Origin of the sequence: Clostridium thermosuccinogenes (assembly GCF_002896855.1) — a bacterium.
GTDB lineage: Bacteria > Bacillota > Clostridia > Acetivibrionales > DSM-5807 > Pseudoclostridium > Pseudoclostridium thermosuccinogenes.
Genome location: NZ_CP021850.1, coordinates 1343412 through 1368371, shown reverse-complemented (window position 1 = coordinate 1368371; position 24960 = coordinate 1343412). Strand labels below are relative to the sequence as shown.

The 24960-nt window shown below is 42.0% G+C and carries 19 protein-coding genes; 2 read left to right on the top strand and 17 right to left on the bottom strand.

Features of this window, described 5'->3' with window-relative positions; translation table 11 throughout:
* From CDO33_RS05895 to CDO33_RS05820, 16 genes are all read right to left on the bottom strand, one after another.
* Entirely contained in the window at positions 1-1263 is a 1263-nt protein-coding gene (locus CDO33_RS05895; RefSeq protein WP_103080209.1) for a phosphoglycerate kinase, read from the bottom strand.
* Positions 1254-2276 carry a type II glyceraldehyde-3-phosphate dehydrogenase gene (locus CDO33_RS05890; RefSeq protein ID WP_103080208.1) on the bottom strand — a complete coding sequence of 341 codons (1023 nt, stop codon included), beginning with the start codon at positions 2274-2276 and terminating at the stop codon, positions 1254-1256. The genes CDO33_RS05895 and CDO33_RS05890 overlap by 10 nt, the downstream gene beginning before the upstream one ends.
* 228 nt (positions 2277-2504) lie before the next feature.
* Positions 2505-3518: a LacI family DNA-binding transcriptional regulator gene (locus tag CDO33_RS05885; protein WP_103080207.1), complete on the bottom strand. Its 1014-nt coding sequence runs from the start codon at positions 3516-3518 to the stop codon at positions 2505-2507.
* A 278-nt stretch (positions 3519-3796) separates the two neighbouring features.
* Positions 3797-4465: an MgtC/SapB family protein gene (locus CDO33_RS05880; protein WP_103080206.1), complete on the bottom strand. Its 669-nt coding sequence runs from the start codon at positions 4463-4465 to the stop codon at positions 3797-3799.
* A 485-nt stretch (positions 4466-4950) separates the two neighbouring features.
* A complete protein-coding gene (locus CDO33_RS05875; RefSeq protein ID WP_103080205.1) occupies positions 4951-7806 on the bottom strand; it encodes an alpha-mannosidase in 2856 nt (951 codons plus the stop codon).
* A gap of 112 nt (positions 7807-7918) precedes the next feature.
* Positions 7919-8842 carry a metallophosphoesterase family protein gene (locus CDO33_RS05870; RefSeq protein WP_103080204.1) on the bottom strand — a complete coding sequence of 308 codons (924 nt, stop codon included), beginning with the start codon at positions 8840-8842 and terminating at the stop codon, positions 7919-7921.
* 1 nt (position 8843) lies between these two features.
* On the bottom strand, positions 8844-9701 hold the full coding sequence (locus tag CDO33_RS05865) for a DUF4438 domain-containing protein (protein ID WP_103080203.1): 858 nt from the start codon (positions 9699-9701) through the stop codon (positions 8844-8846).
* A gap of 303 nt (positions 9702-10004) precedes the next feature.
* Positions 10005-11021 carry a CehA/McbA family metallohydrolase gene (locus tag CDO33_RS05860; RefSeq protein WP_202972412.1) on the bottom strand — a complete coding sequence of 339 codons (1017 nt, stop codon included), beginning with the start codon at positions 11019-11021 and terminating at the stop codon, positions 10005-10007.
* A complete protein-coding gene (locus tag CDO33_RS05855; RefSeq protein WP_103080202.1) occupies positions 11014-11520 on the bottom strand; it encodes a hypothetical protein in 507 nt (168 codons plus the stop codon). Before CDO33_RS05855 ends, CDO33_RS05860 begins: the two co-directional genes overlap by 8 nt.
* A 59-nt stretch (positions 11521-11579) precedes the next feature.
* Entirely contained in the window at positions 11580-12482 is a 903-nt protein-coding gene (locus tag CDO33_RS05850) for a carbohydrate kinase family protein (RefSeq protein WP_103080201.1), read from the bottom strand.
* A 33-nt stretch (positions 12483-12515) separates the two neighbouring features.
* The gene (locus CDO33_RS05845) at positions 12516-13889 is read right to left on the bottom strand and encodes a family 4 glycosyl hydrolase (RefSeq protein ID WP_103080200.1); all 1374 of its coding nucleotides are present in this window, start codon (positions 13887-13889) and stop codon (positions 12516-12518) included.
* Between the two features lie 284 nt (positions 13890-14173).
* Positions 14174-15079, bottom strand: coding sequence for a carbohydrate ABC transporter permease (locus CDO33_RS05840; protein ID WP_103080199.1), 906 nt, complete (start codon positions 15077-15079; stop codon positions 14174-14176).
* 79 nt (positions 15080-15158) lie between these two features.
* On the bottom strand, positions 15159-16886 hold the full coding sequence (locus CDO33_RS05835) for an extracellular solute-binding protein (protein ID WP_103080198.1): 1728 nt from the start codon (positions 16884-16886) through the stop codon (positions 15159-15161).
* Positions 16887-16963: 77 nt separating this feature from the next.
* Complete coding sequence (locus tag CDO33_RS05830; RefSeq protein WP_103080274.1) at positions 16964-17908, bottom strand: ABC transporter permease; 945 nt, start codon at positions 17906-17908, stop codon at positions 16964-16966.
* A 251-nt stretch (positions 17909-18159) separates the two neighbouring features.
* Positions 18160-19758 (bottom strand): response regulator transcription factor, encoded by a 1599-nt coding sequence (locus tag CDO33_RS05825; protein ID WP_103080197.1) that lies wholly within the window; start codon positions 19756-19758, stop codon positions 18160-18162.
* On the bottom strand, positions 19759-21567 hold the full coding sequence (locus CDO33_RS05820; protein WP_161496688.1) for a sensor histidine kinase: 1809 nt from the start codon (positions 21565-21567) through the stop codon (positions 19759-19761). It lies immediately after the preceding gene.
* A 432-nt stretch (positions 21568-21999) separates the two neighbouring features.
* On the opposite strand from CDO33_RS05820, the gene ytvI reads away from it, so the two are divergent.
* Positions 22000-23052, top strand: coding sequence for a sporulation integral membrane protein YtvI (gene ytvI, locus CDO33_RS05815; RefSeq protein WP_242974844.1), 1053 nt, complete (start codon positions 22000-22002; stop codon positions 23050-23052).
* A 408-nt stretch (positions 23053-23460) separates the two neighbouring features.
* Positions 23461-24171, top strand: a complete 711-nt coding sequence (gene sigK / locus CDO33_RS05810) for an RNA polymerase sporulation sigma factor SigK (RefSeq protein WP_103080195.1) — start codon at positions 23461-23463, stop codon at positions 24169-24171.
* A 22-nt stretch (positions 24172-24193) separates the two neighbouring features.
* Here the strand turns inward: sigK and CDO33_RS05805 are convergent, their stop codons facing one another.
* Complete coding sequence (locus CDO33_RS05805) at positions 24194-24937, bottom strand: rhomboid family intramembrane serine protease (RefSeq protein WP_338053248.1); 744 nt, start codon at positions 24935-24937, stop codon at positions 24194-24196.
* Between the last annotated feature and the right edge of the window lie 23 nt (positions 24938-24960).

The window sequence follows — 24960 nt, the reverse complement described above, 5'->3', positions numbered from 1 at the left end:
TTAAACATCCTTTCTTGCTGCTTTTCTCATAGCTTCAATTAATGGAAGCTGCTTGCCCGACAAAAACCTTACCATCGCTCCCCCGGCAGTACATACATAGTTTATTTTGCTCGTATCAATAAACCTTTGGGCTGCGCTTACGGTATCTCCCCCGCCTATCACAGAGTAGCCTTTTGAATCGGCGATGGCACTCCATATCTCCCGGGTTCCCGTTTCAAAAAGCTTGTTCTCGTATACTCCGGCCGGACCGTTCACAAAGATGGTGCCTGCCTTGGATATTTCTGCTTTAAACATTTCTATTGTCTTTTTTCCTATATCCATAGTAAGTTCGTTCACAGGGAGATCCTCAATATCGACCTCGACCCTCTGTCCGTCTTTTTCGTAAGCAAGATCCACCGGGTAAACGATTTTTTCAGGATAATCCCTTAAATACTCCATAGCCGGCTTTATGAAAACATCCAGGGACCTGTCCTTTATGAATTTTTCATTGGCAGCGCCTACAGAATAACCTTTAGCCATGAGCATCGTAATACCGGTAACGCCGCATGCCAAAATCTTATCGGCAGTTCCGTTCATTAAAACCTGCTTCATCATACCAAAAGCATCGGATATTTTTGCTCCACCCAGTACGAAAATGGATGGCTTTTCCGGACATTCCATAACCCTGGTGAGGGCAGTTATCTCTTTCACCATGAGATCTCCTGCCGCTGTTGGCAATATCTCCTGGAAAGCAACCATGGAGGGAGCATTTCTGTGAGCTGCAGCAAAAGCATCATTTACATAGAAATCCATCAATGGGGCTAGATTGCGTACAAGATATGTATTTAGCATTTCTTCCGGTTTTAATTTTACCGCATCCTCAAAGGTGGATATTTCTTCTGTAAGATATCTTAGATTACCCAGTAGTATAGCCTCTCCGGGCTTTAAATCTTTTACCGCCTGCTTTGCTGCCGGACCGGCAACATCATCAATGTACTTTATCTCTCTTCCCAGCTTTTGGCTAAGGATCTGTGCATGTTCTTCCATTGGTATCAGGTTCTGGTAATCCAAAGTGTCACCCTGATGAGCAATTATCGCAAGCTTGGCATTCTGATCCAGAATATATTTTATGGTTGGAAGACTCATGTCAATTCTGTTGGTGTTGACAATCCTCTTTGTCACAGGGTCCAAGGGTGAATTTATATCCACCCTCAGCAACACTGTTTTTCCGCTATAATTGAAATCGCGCATGGATTTCATTCCGATATCTGTTTTTACTTCCATTTTCCCATCCCCAGATATTTATTTGTGATGGCGACACCTTCCGCCCCGTTAGTCTGCATTTCCATAGCTGCCCTGATAGCATCCATGGTTTCCGGTATAACAACCGATTCCTGTGGTATATTTATTGCAAACATGATATCATTGCCGGATTCTACTATTGATTCCTCCCAGATAGCTATCTCATACATATCTCCCCTCGGATTTCCAAGGTCCCTTGCATATCTGAACAAGGATGCATTTCCAAGGAAACCGTCGGCTATCCTGACAACCCTTATTCTGTCATGGGAATTGAAGGCCTTGAGCACCTCATCTTTTGAGATTTTTTTCTTTGGTGTTGCTACAACAGTAATAATGTGTCCATGGGTCACCGGTGTATGTACCAGTATTCCCGTAGCATTGATATGAGGCATTATGGTCATCAGATCCACTGCCTGGTGGTTAGGAGCCTTGTCTATCTGAAGTGCATTTGTAAGTCCCCTATGGTAGTCTCCGGGGTCTGCGACACGCCTGATTATCGTGATGGCAACTTTTTCTATTCCAACAACTCTGTCAAGACAGTCAACCGCCCGGATCAAGCCGGTGGTATTGCAGGAAGTCAGCTTGAGAAATTGCTTTCCTACACCTTTTTCATAGTTAGCATACCCATGGAAGAATACATCCGCTACGCTGTTTTTCTCTCCTCCCTGGAAAATAGCTTTCTTATTGTATTTAGCGTAGATTTCCTTATTTTTTGCACCAATCCCGGCACTGGTTGCATCCAGCATAATGTCAACCTGCTGTACCAGGTCTTCCAGTGTTCCTGAAACCGGGATTCCTGCATCCTCAAGAAGCTTTTGGTTTTCCGGCAGAGAGTTGTAGAATTTGTAAGGCATCCCCTTTTCCTTTAATGCTCTTACAGCAAGGGTTGGTGCTATGTCTGCCACACCAACTAACTCCATATCCTTTTGCAGAGCTACTCCATCAGCTAATCTTTGGCCTATTACACCATATCCGGCCACTCCAACCTTTACCATTACTAACTCCTCCTTTGATTCATTTAAAGAAAATATAAACCTTCAGAGTAAAGGCGAGATTGCCATACTCTGAAGAGTTAGTCCAAGTTTGATTGATTATGCCTCAGCAAAGGTGCTGTTTGTTATTCTTGCAAAAGCTATATTAACTTAATTTGATTACATGTAAGTAAAAATGGTATTTTCATAATTGGTTGCGCTTTGCATGCATGAATGGTTGTGCTGGCCAATTTAGAGTTTCCTTACCGATTCTCTTTCAATCAGCGTCGTCGGCAGCAGAACCGTCTGGGGTATAAAGCTCTTGCGCTCCCGTATTCTTTTTACCAGCAGCTCTGCGGCACTTGTACCCATCTCTTTTCGTGGCTGTCCCACAGTGGTTAAAGAAGGGTTTACAAGCGTTGCAAGCTCTGTATCGTCATAGCCAACCACTGAAATATCCTCCGGTATTCTGAGGCCTCTTTTCTGCAAGCAAAGGTAAACCCCCAGGGCTATCTGATCATTATATGCAAAGATTGCCGTTACATAAGGAGCTTTGTCCAGAAGCTCCTGGGTCATGTGATATCCACAGTTCGGCTTGAACTCGGAAGAAATAATCAACTTCTCATCCACCGGTATGCCGTTGTCTTCCAACGCCCTGATATAGCCTTTCTTCCGATCAAGGATGGTGGTATTGTCATAGCCATATGTCAAAAAGGCGATATGTTTGTGACCGCATTTGATCATATAGCTTACTGCATCATAAGCTCCCTTTTCATCGGTGGTGTTGATGCAATCCACGCCATCAAAAGATGACTGTACTGTGACTATCGGAACAATTTCCTTTGCTTTTCTTATGGTATCCTCATGATTTGCATAAGTACTGAATATGATCAATCCGTCAACTCTTTTGCTCAGCATCTGCAGTATATACGAATCCTCTTTTTCCCGGGAATACCCGGTGTTGCAAAGAAAAACCGATATTCCGTAAGAACTCAGCACGCTTTCTATTCCTTGTATCACATCCGCAAAGAAGCTGTTGGTAATATCTGACACAATAAGGCCTATGGTATTGCTGGAGTTGTTAACAAGCCCCCGTGCCAGTGCATTGGGGATATAACCCATCTCCTCGATTATCTTTTCTACCTTCTTACGGGTTTTTTTGCTTACCGCCGGGTTTCCGTTCAATACCCTTGAAACTGTTGTAATGGAAACATTTGCTTTATTTGCAATATCCGTTATTGTAACTTTTGGATAGGAAAAATCCATAATCCGCACCCTTTAACAATGTTAACGTTTTCATAAATTTGATAAAAAATAATTATTGATCCGTAATTAATCAATCTTTAATTCACATCTATATGTTACCAAAAAACTGAAGCTTGTTCAATGGTTTTATATATTTTGTTCAGTGGTTTTATATATTTCATTCAAAACAACCTATCTCTCAGTCAAGTTGACTGAGAGATAGTTAAAAATTCATCGAAAACGCTTTCATTTAAAAGTATAAGTTACAATGTCAATTAAAAAGTTTATGCCCCCGGCTTTCACACAGCTTCAACATTGTGCACGCCATCTATACGCCTTAGGGCGTCCAGCACCATATCATGGGTAACGCCTCTTGGCAATTTTAAAGTCAGTCTGATGGAAACCAGTTTATCTTCCGACTCATCTTCATCAATGAACTCTATGTTTCTGATCGACACATCGCATTTTCCCAATGCCAGTCCTATTTCTCCCACTTTTCCGGGTTTGTCTTCCAAGTCCAGGCATACGGTTAGATGAGACGCTCTTCTCTCGATGGCTTTCCCAAATCTCCCCAACAAGAACAGCGTAAGGTATATTATAATTGCTCCGGCAATCGCACCCTCATAAAAACCCGTACCTGCAGCCAGACCTACACATGCGACGGCCCAGAGACTGGCAGCTGTGGTAAGTCCTTTGACGCTGCTTCCCTGGCGGATTATGGTACCTGCTCCCAGAAAGCCTATACCGCTTATTACCTGGGCTCCCAGCCTGGCAGGATCCAAATTTGTAAATTCGTTATATCTGCTGAAAAGAAACTCTGAAGTCGTCATTACCAGTGCAGAACCTGCACAAACCAATATGTGCGTCCTGAATCCGGCGGGTCTGTTCTTATTTTCCCTCTCCTGTCCTACCAATCCACCCAGAACCACTGCCAGAACCAGCCTGATAATTATTGAAAACGTATTCAAAAAATATCACTCTTTCCTAATATTAATTACTGCATATGTAGCAACAAGGATTGATACGCAATCATAAGAAAAAACTTGATTTTGGCAAGCTTAAATGCATAATACATATTTTATTCCGAAGCTTAAAATATGTGCAATGCTTTGGAACTTATATACCCCAAACAGATATACCCTAAACAACCTCGATAACTGAGTTCCGAGCCTATACCTCCAAACTCTCCGCAACTCTGTCTTAAATTAACCAACCACAGCAAATTAAATTATTATTTATGTTCCGATGCAGACCTTTATTGCCTCTACAATAATATATTAGTCAGCAGCGCATATAATTACTCCGGCATTATGGAATTCGCCGGTAAAGCATTATCCGTAGCACTTTCGCCTCCTTTCTGTTAGAGAAATTGCACAAAGGGATGCTCCTTTGTGCAATTGATACTATTTTTTATGTTGTCATTAACAATTCAGACTTAGTACAAAGAGTTAGATTAGTGAAATTCCACACAAATGTTGAGCACTCCATAAGGTCTCAATTGAAATACTACTCTTGTAGCATCGGTATATATGAAAGCATCGCTTTCTAGCATGTTTTCATTGGCATCCACAAACCATGCATTTTTAACAGGCCTATGCAGGTTTAAGACTGCTTTGCCACTACCGCCATCCGTTTCATATGCCCTTATAATGAGCCTTTTGCCGTCATTTTCAGCCTCCGGCACTTTTACTGCGGATATTGCCACATTTCCCTCTTCCAACTGCATGAAGCTCTTTGTTTCCGGCAGACAACCCTCATGCGCTTTAACCGATACATATTCCAAGGGATGGGCATAATCATAGGAAATATCAGTTAACTCCTTATTCCGGGAGCTATCCGCCAGGCATAAGGCAAATTCAAACCGGTGCATGCCGGATTCGGGATAGGGGTCCGGCGAAAAGGTACTTCTTATGAGCGTGAGGGATAAAGCATTGCCGTCTCCTCTGAATCCATAGGTAGAACCGGACATGAGCATCAAGGCTTTACTTCCTCCTGCATCCCTTTCGGCCAATGCCCAGTTGTTGGCAGGCACATCACAGTTCAATGCCGGCCTGTTTATAGTGCCAAACGGAATGTCATATCTATAGGAACTGCATTTGTAGCCGAGAGGCAAAAAGAAACTCAGCTGAGGAGTGGCGTCGCCTTTCCTCCCCATTTCATTCCACATTCCTTCGACGACAAAATTAAGCCTTGTGCTATCCTTATCCAGATATACGGTAACTTTCAGCTGCGAGTTCCCTGTTTCAATTGCATATACTATGAACTGTCTTAAAGCATTTGGATTTAACAGAGACTTTTCCAGTTTGACATTGGCATTTAAGCTCACCATGCTTTTATACCGGCCTATAACCCAGGCATTACCCCCATGTTGATAAGCATCCTCCTCAATGAGCCTAAAAATTCCTCCGCTTCTGGCAGCATCAACCATCTCCTCCCCGCTTTGCTTGTCAATAATGGATTTTATTGAAAGGTCGGCAGTATCAAATTCAACTCTAATCTTATTATTTTCCATAATAAAATTGAATTGCTCGCTGGGAGGAAGATTTTCCAGCGCCAGGGGATAATCCCTGTGATGCTGGTTCACATCTTCCAGCCTGCGCTCATCATCTTCTGTCATTATGTATGTGGAGTATCCGCAGGCAGGAACCCTCGTCCTGATCAATACCCGGAGGAAATAATGTCCCCAGTGTTCTGAAAAACCTTTATCCACTAATTGGTGTTCTACCTTTTCTCCCCTGTCGTCTTTGAAAACAATGTTATTTACATTCCCGTTCCAATCCCACAGGGTTATCTCAGTGACCTCTGTCCGTTCATGGAATGACGGATTAAACACATGAAAAACCCTGGTTTTTCCGCTTCCTCTTTCACATTCGCCAGTCCTGAATAAATGCACACCTACCCCGGCCCCTGCACCTTCGGATATGGTATCGCTTATATCTTCATTCTCATCCATATATCGGGATGTGTCTATATTTTCGGCTATCTTCCTCAATGCGCCGGCTTTCTTGCTGTTTGCCATAGCCGTAATCTCCTGGAACCGTCCTAATGCAAAATCCCGGACCTCCGGAACACAAGAGCCTGGAAGAATATCATGGAACTGGTTGAAAAGCGTATTTCTCCATGCCTTTTCAAAATCCCCGGCATTGTACACAGACGATACGTTTAAAGCTGCAGCGCTGCTAAACAGCTCAGCTTCATTTAATAATCTTTCCGATACCCGGTTGGCAATTTTGATCTTCGATTGAGAAGTATAGCATCCGGTGAAAATGAAATTAAGCTCTTCCTTTATGACCGAAAGTTTATCCTCAATTTCATGAAGCATGGCAAAATATTCGCTGTATTTGCCCGTCCTTATGCTCGGAAATACAGGCCATTCAGCCATATCCCTAATTCTTTCAACATCCCTTCTGGTCGGTCCTCCTCCGTGGTCTCCGACACCATATACCTTGAGCATAGTTTTCAGTCCGATTTTTTTGCAAAATTCAGGCACACTCAATACCATGGAAGGCTCAATCCGGGAATCGTACCAGTGAGGCTCCTTATAGGCAATTATATACTTGCCCGACGGGGACATCCACTTAAATACCGGGTTTCCTCCGTCATTGTGTCCTCTGCAGTAATAGTAGTATTTCACTCCTCCGTTGGAGAGAATCTCCGGAATATTGGCATTGTGTCCAAAGGTATCCGGTTCAAAGTCTATCTTTAAATCCTCTGCATCAACACCGAAAATCGACTGCAGGTACTTTTTTGTATATAAAATATGCCGGGTCAGGCTTTCCCCCGACGGCATGTTTTTATCCGGTTCAACCCATGAAGATGCCGTAAGCTCCCAGCGGCCCTCTTTAACCCTTTGCTTTATCTCCTCCAGCATCTCCGGATCGTATTCTTCCACAATTCTATAGGCAGCCGCCTGATCTTGGGAATAAATAAATTCGGGATACTCTTTCAAGAGATTCAGCATCGTCCTGAAAGTGTTCAAGACAACACTGACAGTTTCATCGTAACCCCATAAGAAATTCAGATCTATATGGGAGTGGGAAGCGCAGATAACCTGATATGATTTAGCTTCCTCGCAAATAGGAGACATCATTCTTTCTGCTTCCAGAACAGCTTCTTTGGAAATGTCGCCGGAATGCTTCATCTCTTTTTCCAAAAATTCCAAAGCATCGGCAATCTCTTTGTCATATTTATGCTCATTGACCACGGAAAGCCGCAAAGCATACTCAAGCTCGGCAAGGATTCTAGTCTCCCAGTAATTTGATGAAGCTTGGTTCTTTAGTTGTTCCGTCCTTATATAAAGAGTTTTCATGTCATCTCTCCTTTACGAGGAATAAGGGCATAATATTGGCATATCTCGTAGTTTAATTAATTTGATTCCGTAAGAGGTGAGCTTTAAGTACACCGTTTGCTTTTCATGGGCATCAGGATCTCTTTTCAGGCCTGTGCTCCACAGGATTCACTATTTTATTTCCGTCCTCTAGCCTAATCCATGTGTCAAAATCTTCACTGTTTTCTTTCAAGATGATCACTCTGGCGCCATGAGTAAAACCATCGGCCCCATATGTGTTATGTCCGGTGGCTCTTCCATAGACAAGCTTTATGCCGAACAACTCTCCCCAGTAGTCATTTATGTGGTCATGGCCTACAAAAACACCTTTGACATCTCCCATCTCCAGCATAGCTGAAAACATTCCGGAATTCTGCTGTGAGCAGCATACCTCTTCATTTTTCATTCCGTAGCATGTCTTATAATCCCAGACAACTTTATATTCCTGCAGGGGAATGTGAAAGAAGCTCAAGGCCGGAAGCTTGCCGTACCTGCTGCTGAATTCCCGGGATTTTCGCATGTACCATTCTATCTGATCCCTTTTTATATAGTCATACCCTTCTACCGCTTTATTTTTATTGTAATCGCCAGAGTCAAGAAAATACATGATCCATAAAGGCTTATCGCTTTCGTATCCCTTGACCATGAGGCAGTAGTTGCCCACACCGCTTACTTCAGGCTCACCGGCTTCTGTCAGGCACAAGCTGCTTTCCTGCATTACCTTAAGCAGTGCTTCCTTCCCCGAACCTAACTCCGCATCATGATTGCCAAATACAGCCGCCCAGGGTATGCCTGCTTCATTGACCGGCTTTAATGCCATTCTCAGCAGCTTTTCGTTTTCTTCACCATAGGTCATATCCCCGGTGAATACCACCAGATCCGGCTTCTCCATATCCAAAATCCTGGTCATGCCTTCCATCGTCCTAAAATCCTTCTCACTTCCGTCGGCCATATGGACGTCAGTAAACTGAACTATCTTAAAAGTTCCATCCTGTCTGAATCTCAGTTCTTTTCCCATTTTATTTCCCCCTGATATATGTCGAAATATTGGCATTCTTATCAATAAAGCTTTCTATCAAGCTCTCTTTGCATGTCATAATGGCAGTTACCCCAGGGCCATGACCCATTCTGACACAATCACCATGAATTACAACTCCAACAGTGGCTGCACCTTTTAAATAAGCTCTTCCATAGCTGCTGTCAAAATCCTTTATCAGTACTATATCTCCAAACCTAAGCTGATCCAGCCCATTCCTTTTAATTTCATCCATATCGGTAGTCATTATGTCAAAATCGCCCCGGGTGCTGCTGGCAGTTCCTATGCCCGATCCCATCAAATAAGCAGGCACTATCCCGGCTACCGGAATTTTGAGCTTGCCGTCTTCTTCCCTTATGCCGAGCTTCAAAAACAGATCCGGAGATATGTTCATAACCTTTACATTGGGGTAATCAAGAAGCTCCAGTCCCTGACCCCAGGCTTTTATCATAACACTGTCCCCAATTACCATCTTTTCGAGATTTTCATCAAAATTAATTATTACATGCTCTACCCCGCCATGGGTTCCCGTCACATATCCCTTTGTACCCTTTGCATCTCCGCTTATAACTGTTGCTTCATTGCCTATGCAAGAAAGCAGGCTCAAGGCATCATTAGCCACATCTTCCTCATTCTTAATTGTCACTCCCGGCTCTATATGGTCCCCTGCCCATCCAAATACAGGGTCTCCGGTTTTTACATTATATGTAATACCCCCCATAGCCGGCAGGGTTATAGGCTTTCCTTCCCCTGTTATATAATATGGATTGGCTGTTACCGGATGTTTAATGCATCCCTGCACCGATTGCATAACCAGCTTGTCTATGTTGGTTCTGAGCATCTTGTATCATTCCCCCATGTTTTAAAATATAAATAATAATGCCTTGATAACACCTGCTTTCCACAACTCAAAACTGCTATTGCAAGCCTGTAAATTAAATCAATCTGTTGAGCTTTGTGACTTAAAGCAGCGTTGCAGATAGTGTTTGAATCATGGGCAGGGCTATCAAAGCTAAAATTCATCAATATTCCAACGCAGTTCAAAATGGCAAATTACATTTTCTTGGTTCATTTCTTTATTTCTTTAATTCCATTCAGAATACATTAAAAACATGATTAAAATGCAGGCGCGGCTGCTCCGCCTTTATGCGCCTTCCTCAAAATATATGGGATTGGTAAATGCTATCATGGTGTCAATATTTTTCATCCTTCCGTACAACTCTGCTCTTACCCATTTGAGATTCTCCAAAGGAACCTCAAAGCTGATCTCCGACCTTTCCCGGGAGATTTTTCCTTCACAGAGTTTGCCGACATTGCCAAAAAGAGCAATGCTCATATCCGCATCATCCAGGCTCCATTTATCTTTTCTCACGGAATAATCTATGTTCACCGTTACTTTTGCTTTTTGATTTCTGCATTTTATGTATGCGATATCCCCCAAAGCATATAACGATGAGTCCTTCTCCAGTTCGGCCTGCATAAGGAGCAGAGGCCCCATGGTCAGGCTTGCCCGGCCTCCGGCTATGGCTTCTTTTACAGCCTTTTCCATATCCTTCGCATCCTCTTCAATCCCAAGATAAGTGACTGAAACGGGATCGCTGCCGCAATCACCTCCGTGCCAGTCTCTTCCGCTTACTGCCGTCAGCCGGTATCCCTGGTTCAAAAGGTCTGTCCATAATCTGAAGGCTCTTATGTTTTTTGCTTCTATAGAAGGAAAAGGCTCAGACCATACTTCAATATAGTCTACCTTGCTCCAGTCCTTTATTTCATAGGACCAATAACATCCGGTGCACATCGGGCTGCCCATGCAGAACGGATGAGCCACCCCTGCCAATCCTCCGGCTTGGTGTATGTTTGCAATGCCTCTATCTATGTCCTTTGGGCCTATTTCCCTCCAGTCCACATACTTGTCGATTCCCATTGCAACCATGTGTCCGTAAAAAGTAGTCCATTCCAATCCTCTTACTATGTCTATGCCTGATTCAGCCTGGGCTTTGTCCCTTTCCCAATGCCCGGATATCGTGTTGTGATCGGTAAGCGCAATGCAGGAGAAGCCCATATCCCTGGCCTTTTTCGCCAGTTCCGTAAGGGTGAGTTCTCCGTCACTGTTTACCGTGTGAGTGTGAAGCTCACAGGGTATCCATTTTCTCATTTTAATCATCGCCCTCCCACACATGCAACTTATAGCAGCATTCTTCAGTTACCACAGCATGCGCACTGATGGTAACACTCCACTGACCCTCAGGCAGGCTGCCTTGAATAAGTCCCGGGGATGCCGCGTCTTCCGTAATAAAAAGGTGCTGAACCGGTGTGTGCCTGTGGACACTGCCTCTGAAACCCTTTGGGTCATCAATGGAAATTGTCAGCAAGTTAGATAAAGGCATGTAGGACTTCCAACTGTTCAGCTCATTCTCATCAGGATTCTCGCAAAACCTGCGCAAACCCTCCTGTATAAGCATTTTTGACCTCTCCTCATCAAAAAGCTTCTTGGGTTGGTATTCAAAATCGATATTCAACCGTCTGGATTGGACAGGCAGATTGAATGTATACTTTATATGGCTCTTTGAACATGCCGGAGTAAGCTTACCCTCAGCAAATATCAGCGTTCCCGTTCTGACCACTCCCTTTTCGATTAACAAATCTTCTATTACTAAATACATATAACCGGACTGCACGACAGAATCTAAAATTCATCCGCTATCGGACATGAACGCCAGATTTACCGTATGCTTTCATACAGTTCCGTAACCCGTTCCAGAGTATATCTTTCGTCCATTCCTCCATAAAAAGTAACTGCAAGGCTTCCGGATGCAGATGCAAACCGGGCTGTCTCTTCCAAATCCCAGCCTTTCAAATACCCATAAACAAAGCCTGCTCCATAGAGGTCTCCTGCACCGGTAGTATCCAGAGCTTCTCCCACTTCTGCGGCCGGTACCCGGATGATCTTATCCCCACGCTTTACAATGCTGCCTTTTCCGCCCAGCTTTATAACCAATATCTTTGCGTGTTCTCCCAACAATGAAAGGGCTTTTTCCGCATCATCCGTTTCGGTCAGGCAGCAAGCCTCCACCTCGTTTGTCATAAATACATCGGCATTTTCGATTATATGCTTAATGTCTTTCAGCTTTATGCTCTCATCCCACGCCGTATCCACCGACAAAGTCATATTGTTCTTTTTTGCTATTTCCAGCATGGGCATGTTAAGGCAATCATGTATATATGTATGTAAATGCCTGCACCTGGGAGCTATCTCCTGGATGCGCTTTAGCTCCATCTCTTCGTTTGCTTTGGCAAAATACGTGGCAAAGCCTCTTTCCTTTCCGATGGACAACACCGCAGACACATTGGTTCGCTGGCTTTCATCGTATATGATGGAAGACATGTCAAGGCCGGTCTTTTTTAAATACTCATATATGATATTGCCGGCGGTATCTCCTCCAATTGTTGTCACATAAGCTGTTTTCATCCCAAGCCTGGTCAGGGCAACAGGCGTATTGGCCGCCCCACCCGGTTTTATCATGAAGTCCTCACATACCATTTCCTTGCCCAGCTCAGGAAATTTCTCCAGCTTTGCGAATATCAAATCGCAGCAGGTAAGCCCGGTGCATAATACATCGTACATAATATCTCCCCTTTAAAGAATTTCGCTTTTGCTTCAGTGCCATTGTCCCACATACTCTTTATGTGCTTCCAGATATTCCGCCACCAGCTGTTTTGCCAGCGTATAAGAGTTGACCAATGGATGTACCATCAAAGCTTTTCTCGCAGCTTCAATGTTTTTTGTGCGTATGGCTTCGGCTGCCAGCCTCTCATAGAGTTTCACCTGTCTGATAAGGTACATTTGCATCTCATCAACTTTTCCAACTTTTATAGGTTTGGCACCATTCTTATCTATATGGCAAGTCACTTCTATCACATCATTATCGTTCAGACCTTCCATTGACCCGTTATTGGGCACAGACAGCACCATTTCTGATTTCTCGCCTGTTATCAGGCTTTCTATAAAGTTCAGGGCTACTCCTGCATAGCCTCCGTCATCCTCTCCCTTGGTGCCGAGATCAAACTCCAGCTTCTTCTCTTCTCTTTGGGTGCCTGATTCTATGGCCATATAGCTTTTCTCTCTTTTATCATAATACTTCAGGTATATCTGAATGGCTTTATCGAATTCTTTTTCTATGTCCAAACCTGCCAGCTCATCGTGCATATCGTTGTTTATTTCAAGAATGGTCTCGCCTCTTGTCTTTCCTGACTTGGATATGTTGGCTATGGCTTGTTCCCGGCTGTAATAATAGTACAGATAACCGTTAAAAAGCATACCCATGGACTTGGCAAGTTCCGGATCAAAGAAACGCATTTCTGTTTTCTTATATAACATAGGATTATCTATCAGTTCTTTTATAATTTCCTGACCTTTCACCTTGAAACTTCTGTACCAGGACAGATGGTTGAGGCCAAAGCACTCTACCGATACATCCTTGTGTTTTGCGCCTATTAAAGCTTCCAGTTCCTTTATAAACTCACTGGGGCCGTCGCATATTCCGTATACATTATCATAGCCTTCGTCCCTCAGCGCTTGTGTCACCAGTCCGGATGGATTTGTGAAGTTGAATATATATGCTCCGGGCTTGGCATATTGCTTAACCAATTTACAATATTCCAGCAGAGCAGGGATTGATCTCATGGCCATGGCAAATCCGCCAGCCCCTGTAGTTTCCTGACCCAATATCCCGTGATTTAAGGCTATTCTCTCATCCAGCGTCCTTCCTCTGTCTCCTCCCACTCTCAGGGTGGTGATGATAAAATCGGCGTCTTTGACAGCCTCCACTGGATCTGTGGTAAGGGTGAAAGATATATCGCTATCTATCATACCGGCAATTCTTTTAGCCAGCCCACCGTATATCCTGAGTTTCTCACTGCTGTTGTCCATGAAAACCACTTTGTCGATTCCCAGAAGTCCGGCCCTGTTCATTATGGATTTGGCCAGCATAGGAGACCTGACGCCTCCCCCACCTAATACTGCAAGTTTCATTTATATTACCTCCGTTTCCAGATTTTGAACTCCATACATTTGGCAAATAATGGATTGGTTCAATATGCTGCTCAATGCTATTAAATCATATACTGCCATGTTGTTCAACTGTATTTCAATTACTAAATGCTGTTGCTGCATATGTTATTTACAATATATAAATCTGTATAAGTAAAGAAAAAGCAAGGAATGCTCTTCCCTACTTTTTCTATGTCAGCCTTTATAGGGCTGTTTTTTTCCCATTTATCCGTTTATTTAAACAATAAGTTCAATTTCTACGCGCACTATCCTTTAATAGCGCCAATCATTACACCCTTGGTAAAATATTTCTGAATAAAGGGGTAAACGCACATAATTGGAACTGTGGTCACCATTACTGTAGCCATCTTTAGCGAGTCACCGGTCACCAGGGTCTTGGCCGACATAGCTGACTGATATGAGTTTATCATAAGGCTTTTTAATTTCTGTTGATTGGTCAGCATTTCCTGGAGCACGGTCTGGACCGGCTGGAGATTTCTGTCCGTCACATAAAATGCTCCGGTAAACCAGTCATTCCAATGACCTACACCGTTAAAAAGCGCAATTACCGAAACCACCGGCTTGCTCAAGGGCAGTATTATCTGAAAAAATATTCGGAAATATCCACATCCGTCAAGCTTTGCAGATTCCTCCAGTTCAGTGCCCAATGAATCAAAAAACGTACGCATCATTATAATGTTCCAAGCGCTATACAGGCTTGGGATAACATACACCCAAAAAGTGTTTCTTAAATGCAGTTCTTTAAGAAGCATGTAATAAGGAATTACTCCACCGCCAAAAAGCGTTGTAAAGAAGATCATAAATGTGATGAAGTTTCGCCCCGGCAAAGTCTTGCTCTTTAAGGCGAAAGCTGCCATGGCGGTCAGCAGGACGCTTAAAAATGTTCCCAAGATAGTTCTTGCAAGGGTTATCTTATAGCCATTTATTATACGGTTATCGCTGAAAACTTCCTTATAGTTGTTCAATGTAAATGCTCTTGGCCAGAAATACACCCCACCCATGGCGGTGTCTTTACCCCCGTTAAAGGATAAGGCCAGTATATGCACAAAGGGTAAAATTATTGATAAAGAAAATAACGCTAGTGCTATTATAATAATCCAGTAAAAAAACTTTTCAATTGGTGACTCTTTTTGCAGTCTGTTTCTCTTCATATTCTTCACCTTTTTGATTAATTGGGCCGGCAGCGAAACTTAACTGCCAGCCCGATAATAACATAAACAGCTTAAAATATTAATGGAAATCTATCTGATTTGGATTCTCCTGGTATTTCTTCAGCAGGAACTCCTTGAATTCGTCAATACCGGCATTCTTCAGCTGTTTTCTATAGCTCTCAATGATCTTTCTGGCTTCGTCCATTGAGCCTGAGAATATTGCCTTAACTCTTACTTCCGTATAAGCCTGTTCATCGATCAAAGGCTTGAGCTGAGGCTCTATATCCGGAAGCTCTTGCAGGAAGCCAAAGGATGAGAAGCCTTCATAATACACAATATTCTTCGGTGGATTGTATTCGTACATCTTGTTGGCAAAAGCATACTGGTCAGGGTTTCTGTTTTCACCATAGGACAGTTCGCCAAAGTCTGAAATGTTATCAACGTCTGTACCGCCGATGAAGTTCAGCCAGCAAGCACCATTGCCATCCATGAAAATACCGGTGTTGTTTGCAGCTTTTCTGTCGGACTCCATCAAATCCAGCATTTCCTGTCTAACTACAGGCTTTCCGTCAACCATATCATAGTGCTCGCCCTCTATGCCGTACATCCATAACATTTTTCCTTCTTTTGTTGCAAGGAAGTCCAGGAACTTTACGATTTCTTCCGGATTTTTTGTCGTAGATGGTATGGACCATGCGGCGTAACCGCTCTTACCTTTTCTGTAAGTTTTGTTTTCACCCTTATAGTCATAAAGGGGACCAACATTAAGGTATTCAGTGTTTCTGAATATCTCCAGATAGTTGTGTGCATCGCCAATTATAGCTGCGGAGTTATTCAGGCTTAGTTCTTCAGCTCTGGTGGGGTCTATGGTGAAATACTCAGGATGTATTAAGCCTTCAGCCAAAAGCTTCTGATAGAACTCTATCTGCTTGAATACATAGTCGGTTTCTGCTTCATGCACAACTTTACCATCCAAAAGGTTAAATCCGGTGCTTACTCCAAAATTATAATTGTTTACTACATGGGCATTGAAAGAACCGCCCCAAATCCTTGGTCCCAGAGGATAAACTTCATTTCCGTTGGCGTCCTTGAAACCTCCGGCCTTAATCCTCTTTAGCAGGTCATAAAGCTGATCCTGCGTTTTTATAGTTCTGGGGTCAACGTTCAGAGCATCAGCTATGGATTTTTGGAGCCACATACCGCCGATCATGGGATAATCATTGGAACCTGGTTCCCTTGGTATCCTCATGTGTACTATATAGCACGCTCCGTTGAATTCCGGCCTGAACATTACGTTGTCCCGGGTATCACTGGGCAAAAACCCTTCCTCAAAATACTTTGAATAAATTTTAGTGTTCTTAAGCAATGGTGCCACATCGGTGAACATACCTTCACGGGCAGCCTTTAGCACTACAGGAAATTCAGGACGGCTTGAGTCATTGAGATAGTATACAATCAAGTCAGGCAAATCCCCTGCTGCTATGGCTGTGGTCAAAACGTCGAGGTCACTGGTACCTGCTGTGTACTGCCACTCAATGCTCATTCCCGTGAGCTCCTTAAGCTTTTTGGCTACAGGATTGTTCAACTGGTCCTCCGGCAGCGATACTCCCAAGTCATCAATAAAAGCTCTGCCGACAATATGACGATCGGCTATCCATGTATCCGGCTTATCTGATGAACTGCTTTCAGATTTTTGTCCGCTTGAAGTATCACCTGAAGAATTTTCATTCTTGTCTCCGCCGCAACCCGCAAACATTACGGTTATAATAAGCGCAACCGCAAGCAATAGTGCAAGCTTTCTTTTCATTTTAATCCCCCTAACTTTTTAACTTATTTATTTCAGGGTATCTTTGTTTGATCCCTAAAATCCAATCGTATGCTGGCCTACCAAATGCTTACCTCAGTATATTTTCGAGACAGCTTATTGCAGATTATGACCAAGATCAATCCCACTATTCCCTGAATCATGCCAATAGCAGTTCCATAGCCATACTGTCCTCCGGATAGTCCCACTCTCACCACATATACATCAAGAGTATCAGCCAGGGACATATTTCCGGGTGTCCGGAGAAGATAAATCTGGTCGTAACCGGAAGAGATTATTCCACCCACACCCATTATGAATAAAACTCCTATAGTGGTTCTTATGCCGGGCAGTGTCACATTCCAAATTTCTCTCCATTTGTTGGCTCCATCGATTCTTGCAGCCTCGTACAATGTAGGATCGATTCCTGATATTGCAGCTAGATATATAATAGAACTCCACCCCATGTTTTTCCACAAATCGCTCAGAAAAATAATGGGATAAAAGTATTTCTCCTCCATCATGTAGAAAGTGCCGGGGTCTCCTCCAAGCAAGGCTTTAAACTGGTTCAGCAAGCCTGTATCCGGTGCCAGTATCCTCTGCAGCATTGTTACTATAATAACCCAGGATATGAAGTTGGGCAGATAGGATATGGTCTGGGTTAACTTCTTAAACCTCTCATTTCTGACCTCATTTAGCATAAGGGCCAATATTATGGGAAAGGGAAATTCAAATATCGTTTTTATGGTACCTATGACCACTGTATTGATTACCAGCCTGTAAGCATCATAGCTTAGGAAGAAGTTCTTGAAATATCTCAGCCCAACCCACGGACTTCCCAGAATACCCATATTGAATTTATATTCCTTAAAAGCCAGAACCAGGCCAACCATCGGAAGATATGAAAATACTATAAATGAGGCAATACAAGGCAAAAGCATGATATATAACGGAAAATGCCTTTTAATGTTTATTAACAATTCTCTGCCCTTGCTTTTGTTTTTCTTGTTTTCTCCTAAAGGCATAGTCCGAAGATTAGTATTTTTATCCATGTATTATCTTTACCTTTCTTTTTAGTTTTAATATTAATTCACAGAAACGACAGCCAAAGCGACGGAATAACCATGATCAATAGCATATTGATGCCTTGCATGAGACATTAGGCAATGTTCTATCATTATTATGATAGCTTATCGCCTCTTTCACAATAGACAAAACTTTAAATTTCAGTGGATAATTTTAATTTGAAATGATTGGAATATGATTTGGTGTTTAATTAATCACCTTTTCTATATTCCAATGGAGTTTTTCCGGTAATCTTTTTAAAAACTCTGAAAAAATATTGTGTATCCTGATATCCAACCTCATGGGAAACATCTACAATGCTTGCCCTTGTCTCCTTCAGAAGCCTGCATGCATTTTTTATTCTCATATCGGTTATATAATTGACGACTGTCATTCCAGTCTCCTTTTTGAAAACTGTGGAAAAATAATTGGGGCTCATTGCATACATATATGCTATCTCATTTATTGAGATTTCTTCGTTATAATGTTGATCGATATATTGGATTGCCATTTTTATTTTACTTCTGCTCTTCATATCAGCCACTTTATCCAGTTTTAAGAAATCGATTATGGATGTATACAGATAGCTGACTATTTCTTCTACATTATTAAACCTGTTGAGTATCTCCCCGTTGAGCATGTCGGGATCAATGCTTCTTTCCAAATCCGGCTTTGATTCATTGGCTGCCTTTATCAGCATATTTGCAATCTCAGTCCACACTACCCTTATATATATCGCTGCTGAATTTTCCAAATTCTTTTCAAAAAAGATGGCTTTTAAAATTATCTCTATATTACCGATATCTCGACGCTCGATGTATTTTCTCAGCAGGTTGATCTCATCCTGGGGTATTGTTACGTTCATTGAACCGGCAATGCTGTCATAGCTATATAACCTGCCATCACCGTTGATAAGCCTCTGGTCAAAGGCTTCCCTGGCCTGCCGGAAAAGCTCATAGCAGATCATATCCTCCGAACTGCTTATGCCTATGGTTATAGATATACCCAGGTATTTTACTATGCTGTTGTAGACCTTTGCAAAAAAGCTGCTTGAATTAACCTTGAGATAATTGTCATCATTACTGCATAAAATAACCAATATCTGATTCTTATCCTTATAGCTGTTGAAAGCGATTTTTACACCTTTTGTCTCAATATCGCTGATGATGTTCTTGACGCTGAATTTAATCAATTCTACATCCTGATAATTAAATGCAGACTGATAGTAGGTCTTTCCATCAATATTGATCAAGCCCAGCACATATCTGTAGCTTTCATCCAGCTTCAAGTCCTTGAGCAAATCTAAATAATCCATGTCTTCTTCGTCATGCCTGAAAGAATATATGGCTTGATTCAGCCTCTTTTCCAGAGCAATATCTTCACAGTATTTTTCCAGTACATCCCTTCTGCTGCTCGCCTCCTTAGCCTTGTATTCATACTCTATTTCCTCGATCACCTTTTTCAGAGTCCTGACCAAATCCTGATCTACGATGGGCTTTAGTATATAACCACTGACACCCATATTCAAAGCCTGTTCTGCATACTCAAACTCCGCATATCCGCTGATTATAATATACTTGATGTTGCTGTCCACTTCCTTTGCTTTCCTTATCAACTGCAATCCATCCATGAAGGGCATTCTAATGTCTGTAATCACAATATCAGGCTTTTGCTCCATGATTATATCAAAGGCTTGTTTTCCATTTTCTGCCTCCAGTATTTCAGCAAATTCCAATTTATAGTATTCAAGCTTTGATATTATGCCTTTCCTTATCAGATACTCATCCTCAGCTATCAGTATCCTATACATTCAGATTTCCTCCTCCAAGCCATATATCGGCAGCGTGTATAAAACCTTAGTGCCTGATCCGGGATCACTGCTGATTTTTATTCCGTATTCATCGCCACAGGCAAGCTTTATGCGCATATTCACATTTCTGATGCCTATGCTTTTTCTGTAAGCCTTAGTGATGTTGTCATCCTTTTTATTTATATAGTCGTTAAGTGCTTCAACTTTATCTTCCGTCATTCCATTGCCGTCATCTTCCACCTTTATAAACAGCTTGTTCTTTTCGATATAAGCGGATACTTCAATATACCCGGTCTCGGTTTTGTCCTTGAAGCCATGGACAATCGCATTTTCTATTATTGGCTGCAATATGAATTTCAGCACTCGGATGCTCTTTGCACTTTCCTCAATATTGTAAAAAACCTCAAACTTATCCTGAAAGCGTATCTTTTGAATGTAAATATAGTTAGCGATATGTTTTAGCTCTTCTTCAAGGGGAATCATTTCACTTCTACCGTTGTTTATGCTGTATCTGAACATTTCGCCCAGCTTCTGGCTTATCTCACATATCTCAAAGCATTTGTTCATGGCAGCGATGGAGTTGATGGATTCCAGAGTGTTGTAAAGAAAATGGGGATTGATTTGAAACTGCAGCGCATTCAGCTCCGCTTCTCTTTTTTCCAGTTGATTGACATAATTGTTGTTGATCAGATACTGTACCTTTCTAACCATTTTGTTAAAGTGCGTATCAATAATTCCAATTTCGTCTTTTCCTTCTATCTCCTCTGTGATCTCCATATCTCCTTCCTCGACTTTTTCCATCTTGTTCAGCAGCGTCTTCATCCTGGCTGAAAATTTCTTTGAAAACATGATGGCCAATATCAGAATCCCTATAGAAGCCAGCAGCAAAAAAGTGATTATCGTTTTATTTATGTCACTGGCTTTCTTATCTATCTCTCCATAGTGAAATATAAATAAGGCTTTCCATCCATATGCAGATATGTTCCTGTGCACAAGCATCACTTTTCCACCCGGGACCACTGCTCTCTCAAGACCGCTTACACTCTGGTACAGTTTGCTTATTTGATCCTCCAATAAAGGCAGCTTTTCGTTGGATTCATTATAAATCACATTTCCGGCTTCATCCAGTATGTATATTTTCATGCTCTCCTTGTTTTCAAAGTTGGCAATGGAACTGAAAAAAGACTGAGCATAGACATCCAGCTTTACAAATCCGACCTTCTCTCCATATCTTTCTCCTTTAAGATTTACTATCTCTTTTGTAAAGGACAATATTTCCTTTTTTCCATTTCCAGTTTTGTATATAAAATAGTCATTTACCTTTCCCCGCTCTTTCATTTCCATGTACCACTTCTCATCCTTTATGGCACTTATGTTGCTGACTCTTGGTCCATATATGAGATTCTTGGTATTGTATGAATAGATCATGAAATTATATAATTCACTGATTTTTCTTGAACCTATCAGCATGCCAAGCTCTTTGGATACTTTAAGTGCAGTATCATAGCTATCATCGGGTGATGTATCGTCATCATAGGACAGTTGTTCACCAATTGTTGAGTTGGATGCAATGTTTGTAAGAAGCGTCTGGTAGATATCCACCTTGTAGTTTATATTAGATATGTATTGATTTAAAGTTTGCTCATAGGATTGGCTGAGTTCATTTTCAATTATCTGTCCCATCTTATGGCCCAGCAGCGTACTTATGGTGAAAAGCGGCAGAGCGCTGAAAAAAATGACAAAAAAGATCATCTTCACGGAATATCTGGTGTTTACAATTACGTTCCTGATGAACGTATAAAACCTCATAATCATTTTACGCCTCTCTGAAATCAATACTGTTTGAATGTGGAATGAACCTGAGCCTGATTATTGTTGAAAAAGCAAATTCGATAACATAAATTATACATAATTATAAAACTAAATTCAATAAATTCATCCTTTATGGGTGCATATATCATAACATGCAAAAAATTAAGGCAGTCCTCCTTAATATGTATTTAAATGGCATCAATATTTGTAAAGATATGGATGGTCAGCCCGACTTTGCTTTATAATGGATTACAACAATATTGACTCTAGTAAAAACCTGGTATAAACTAATAATAGTACGGTCGGGTATGTGCCAACCGGCGGAAAAACAGGAGTTTAGCCCTGGCTTTACCCGGTACATTTTCCAACTACTTAGTAAAGGTGCTACTTATGGGTATTGATTTAAATGCAAAAAATGTCTTAAAACTCTTGCTTGCTATAGCCGGCATATTCCTTGGGGTTTTTGTGTTTTTTAAGCTGGCTTTTTATCTCATACCATTCATCATCGCTTTTGCATTGTCCAATATGATGGAACCATTGGTCAAATTGCTGGTAAATAAAGTAAGGCTGCCCAGGAAGGCTGCCAGTGCCATAACCATCCTTTTGGTGCTTCTGGTCCTGGGGCTTATTATCACCAAAGCCGTATCCAGCCTGATCAGGGAGATTACCAGTATGTCTGCCACCTTGCCCCAATTATTTACCGAGCTATATAATAACATAGACGCCATAGTCAGAAAGGGCATGGACATATATCTGGGCCTTCCCAAGGAAGTTACCCTGAATATTGAGAAAATGCTGTCCAACCTGTCATCCACACTGATGAATCTCATAAACTCCCTCTTTACAGGGATTTTGAATACGGCAATTTCTTTGCCTGAAGCGCTGATTTTCACCATCGTAACCATATTGTCCACCTATTTCATGACCAGCGACAGAGAAAGAATATATTCCTTCATTAAAAAGCAGGTTCCTGAAAGCTGGGTACATAAGGTCATAACAATAAAGGATGATATGTTTTCCGCCCTTTTCGGCTATATCCGGGCACAGCTCATACTGATGGCCATAACCTTTACCGAGCTATATACGGGATTTCTGATAATTCGAATATCCCATCCCCTGACATTGGCACTGGTTATCAGCATTATTGATGCGCTTCCCATACTGGGTACCGGAGGAGTTTTGATACCCTGGGCTATATATGAACTGCTCACCGGAGATTTCAGGCTTGCCGTATCCCTGGTAATTTTATATCTAATTGTGCTGGTAGTCCGGCAGATGATCGAGCCAAAGGTACTGGGGCATCAAATCGGAGTTCATCCGCTGCTTACTTTGGTGGCCATGTATACAGGCTTGAGGCTAATGGGATTTGCCGGTATGATTGTAGGACCTATCACCCTTTTGCTGCTGAGGAATATAATATCCGGCATATTGAAAAACCGGACTTTAAAAGAACTGCTGTCACCCGACGAAAAACCAACCTGAATGGTTTACAAGGTATGCAAAAAGCCCTAGTCCTTTTGACTAAGGCTTTTTTATGCGTGCTTATATTATATTGAGGAGGCCTAATGAAAAGTACTTCTACAGCCTTATATTATCAACCAAATGTTAAGATAATGATAACATTTTGTTAATATTCTGTGAACAAATCATATATGATCTAACCTACTGCATGTCTACCCCATACCCTATTAAAAGAAGAAAATAAATGGGCTGTACTGCCGCAAAACAGGAATACACCAGCTTTCTGTCCACCTTTGTACATGCACACCCCGTCAGGTTGCCTCATATCATGAAAAGGTAACTTATATATAAAGAACCATCTCAAGAAAAATACAGAGATGGGAGTTTTATATAAGCTTGCAGCAGTGAAATTGACAGGGGGTGCCATAATTGCTGCCTATACTGCCTACTGCCCTTATAAACGCAATTAAAAGCATGTTTTTAATGTGCGGTTATGTCTCAAACCCAAACTCATTCCCGCAACCACTTACACCAGAAGAAGAACAGAAATACATGGAAATGTACAAAAACGGTGATGAAGAAGCAAGGAACATACTTATAGAACGAAATCTGCGCCTGGTTGCCCATATTGTAAAAAAGTACAACTCCTATGGAAATGATATTGACGACCTGATATCAATAGGCACCATAGGATTGATCAAAGCAATAACCACTTTTGATAATCTTAAGGGAACCAGACTTGCTACTTATGCCGCCCGGTGCATTGAAAACGAGATATTGATGCAGATCCGGTCGAATAAGAAAACCCAGAACGAGGTATCCCTCCAGGACCCGATCGGGGTTGACAGGGATGGCAATGAAATCACCCTTATAGATGTGGTGGGAAATGAAGCCGACTCAGTCCTCGACGAAGTAGAGCTCAAGATGCAGGTTAAACGTCTATATAATAAAATGCAGGATGTTCTAAAAAAAAGGGAAAAGACTGTGCTTGAGTTAAGATACGGCCTTCTCAACGGATCGGGAAAAACCCAGAGGGAAATCGCCAAGATGCTCGGAATATCAAGATCCTATGTTTCCAGGATAGAGAAAAAAGCCATCAAGAAGCTCAGCAAGGAGTTTAAGCCGGAAAACTGCCGTTAAAGGCAGTTTTTTAGTTATACTCCTATGCTTCCTTCCTGATATGCTCATGATTTTTTAAATGATCCATGCAGTACTCATAATCCCCCTCACATTTTGAGCAATACCTGAACTCCATATTCTTATCGTCCTTTTCAGTTATTCCACATATGGTGCATTTATGGAATGCCTCTATCCTGGACATGCTCCTTGCAAATCTCTGCCTGTTGGAGTAAGCATTGCCCCTGTTCTTTATTGCCAGCATCATGTCTTTCCCGAAGAATAACAGGTAATTGGCTATCGCTGCTATTATTGCAAGCCTTGCCGCAAAGCTTCCTCCTATGAAGGAAATCCCCAGCAATATTATATCAAGCCAGGCCAGATACTTCATCTTCACCGGCAGGAAGAAAAAAATAAGTATCTGATAATCCGGATATATGAAAGCAAAAGCCAGGAATAAGGACATATTCAGGTAATAGGCTGTTCCGGCGGCACCAGTAATGAAGGAGGAAATTGTTGTACCGATCATGCCAACCAGGTAGTAAACATTAAATTTAAAGCTGCCCCACTCATTCTCCAATGCAGAACCCACCATGTAATAAAAATACAAGGTGAACAATATCCAGAAGGGAGATGTGGACGGAGGTATAAAAATATAGGTAATCAGCCTCCATACTTCTCCTTTCATGACCCTGTCCGGATACAGCATGAGTTTACTCACCAAGCTTCCTGTGGGGTCCACAAACATTAGCAAAAATACCGCCAGATTAAAAGCGACAATATATTTCATCAAGCCTTTGATAGCAAATTTAC

What these genes read in the sequence shown, in the direction of transcription:
- CDO33_RS05895 (WP_103080209.1), bottom strand. Translation starts at nt 1,263, where the DNA reads ATGGAAGTAAAAACAGATATCGGAATGAAATCCATGCGCGATTTCAAT.
- CDO33_RS05890 (WP_103080208.1), bottom strand. Translation starts at nt 2,276, where the DNA reads ATGGTAAAGGTTGGAGTGGCCGGATATGGTGTAATAGGCCAAAGATTA.
- CDO33_RS05885 (WP_103080207.1), bottom strand. Translation starts at nt 3,518, where the DNA reads ATGGATTTTTCCTATCCAAAAGTTACAATAACGGATATTGCAAATAAA.
- CDO33_RS05875 (WP_103080205.1), bottom strand. Translation starts at nt 7,806, where the DNA reads ATGAAAACTCTTTATATAAGGACGGAACAACTAAAGAACCAAGCTTCA.
- CDO33_RS05870 (WP_103080204.1), bottom strand. Translation starts at nt 8,842, where the DNA reads ATGGGAAAAGAACTGAGATTCAGACAGGATGGAACTTTTAAGATAGTT.
- CDO33_RS05865 (WP_103080203.1), bottom strand. Translation starts at nt 9,701, where the DNA reads ATGCTCAGAACCAACATAGACAAGCTGGTTATGCAATCGGTGCAGGGA.
- CDO33_RS05860 (WP_202972412.1), bottom strand. Translation starts at nt 11,021, where the DNA reads ATGATTAAAATGAGAAAATGGATACCCTGTGAGCTTCACACTCACACG.
- CDO33_RS05855 (WP_103080202.1), bottom strand. Translation starts at nt 11,520, where the DNA reads ATGTATTTAGTAATAGAAGATTTGTTAATCGAAAAGGGAGTGGTCAGA.
- CDO33_RS05850 (WP_103080201.1), bottom strand. Translation starts at nt 12,482, where the DNA reads ATGTACGATGTATTATGCACCGGGCTTACCTGCTGCGATTTGATATTC.
- CDO33_RS05845 (WP_103080200.1), bottom strand. Translation starts at nt 13,889, where the DNA reads ATGAAACTTGCAGTATTAGGTGGGGGAGGCGTCAGGTCTCCTATGCTG.
- CDO33_RS05840 (WP_103080199.1), bottom strand. Translation starts at nt 15,079, where the DNA reads ATGAAGAGAAACAGACTGCAAAAAGAGTCACCAATTGAAAAGTTTTTT.
- CDO33_RS05835 (WP_103080198.1), bottom strand. Translation starts at nt 16,886, where the DNA reads ATGAAAAGAAAGCTTGCACTATTGCTTGCGGTTGCGCTTATTATAACC.
- CDO33_RS05830 (WP_103080274.1), bottom strand. Translation starts at nt 17,908, where the DNA reads ATGCCTTTAGGAGAAAACAAGAAAAACAAAAGCAAGGGCAGAGAATTG.
- CDO33_RS05825 (WP_103080197.1), bottom strand. Translation starts at nt 19,758, where the DNA reads ATGTATAGGATACTGATAGCTGAGGATGAGTATCTGATAAGGAAAGGC.
- CDO33_RS05820 (WP_161496688.1), bottom strand. Translation starts at nt 21,567, where the DNA reads ATGAGGTTTTATACGTTCATCAGGAACGTAATTGTAAACACCAGATAT.
- CDO33_RS05805 (WP_338053248.1), bottom strand. Translation starts at nt 24,937, where the DNA reads ATGAAATATATTGTCGCTTTTAATCTGGCGGTATTTTTGCTAATGTTT.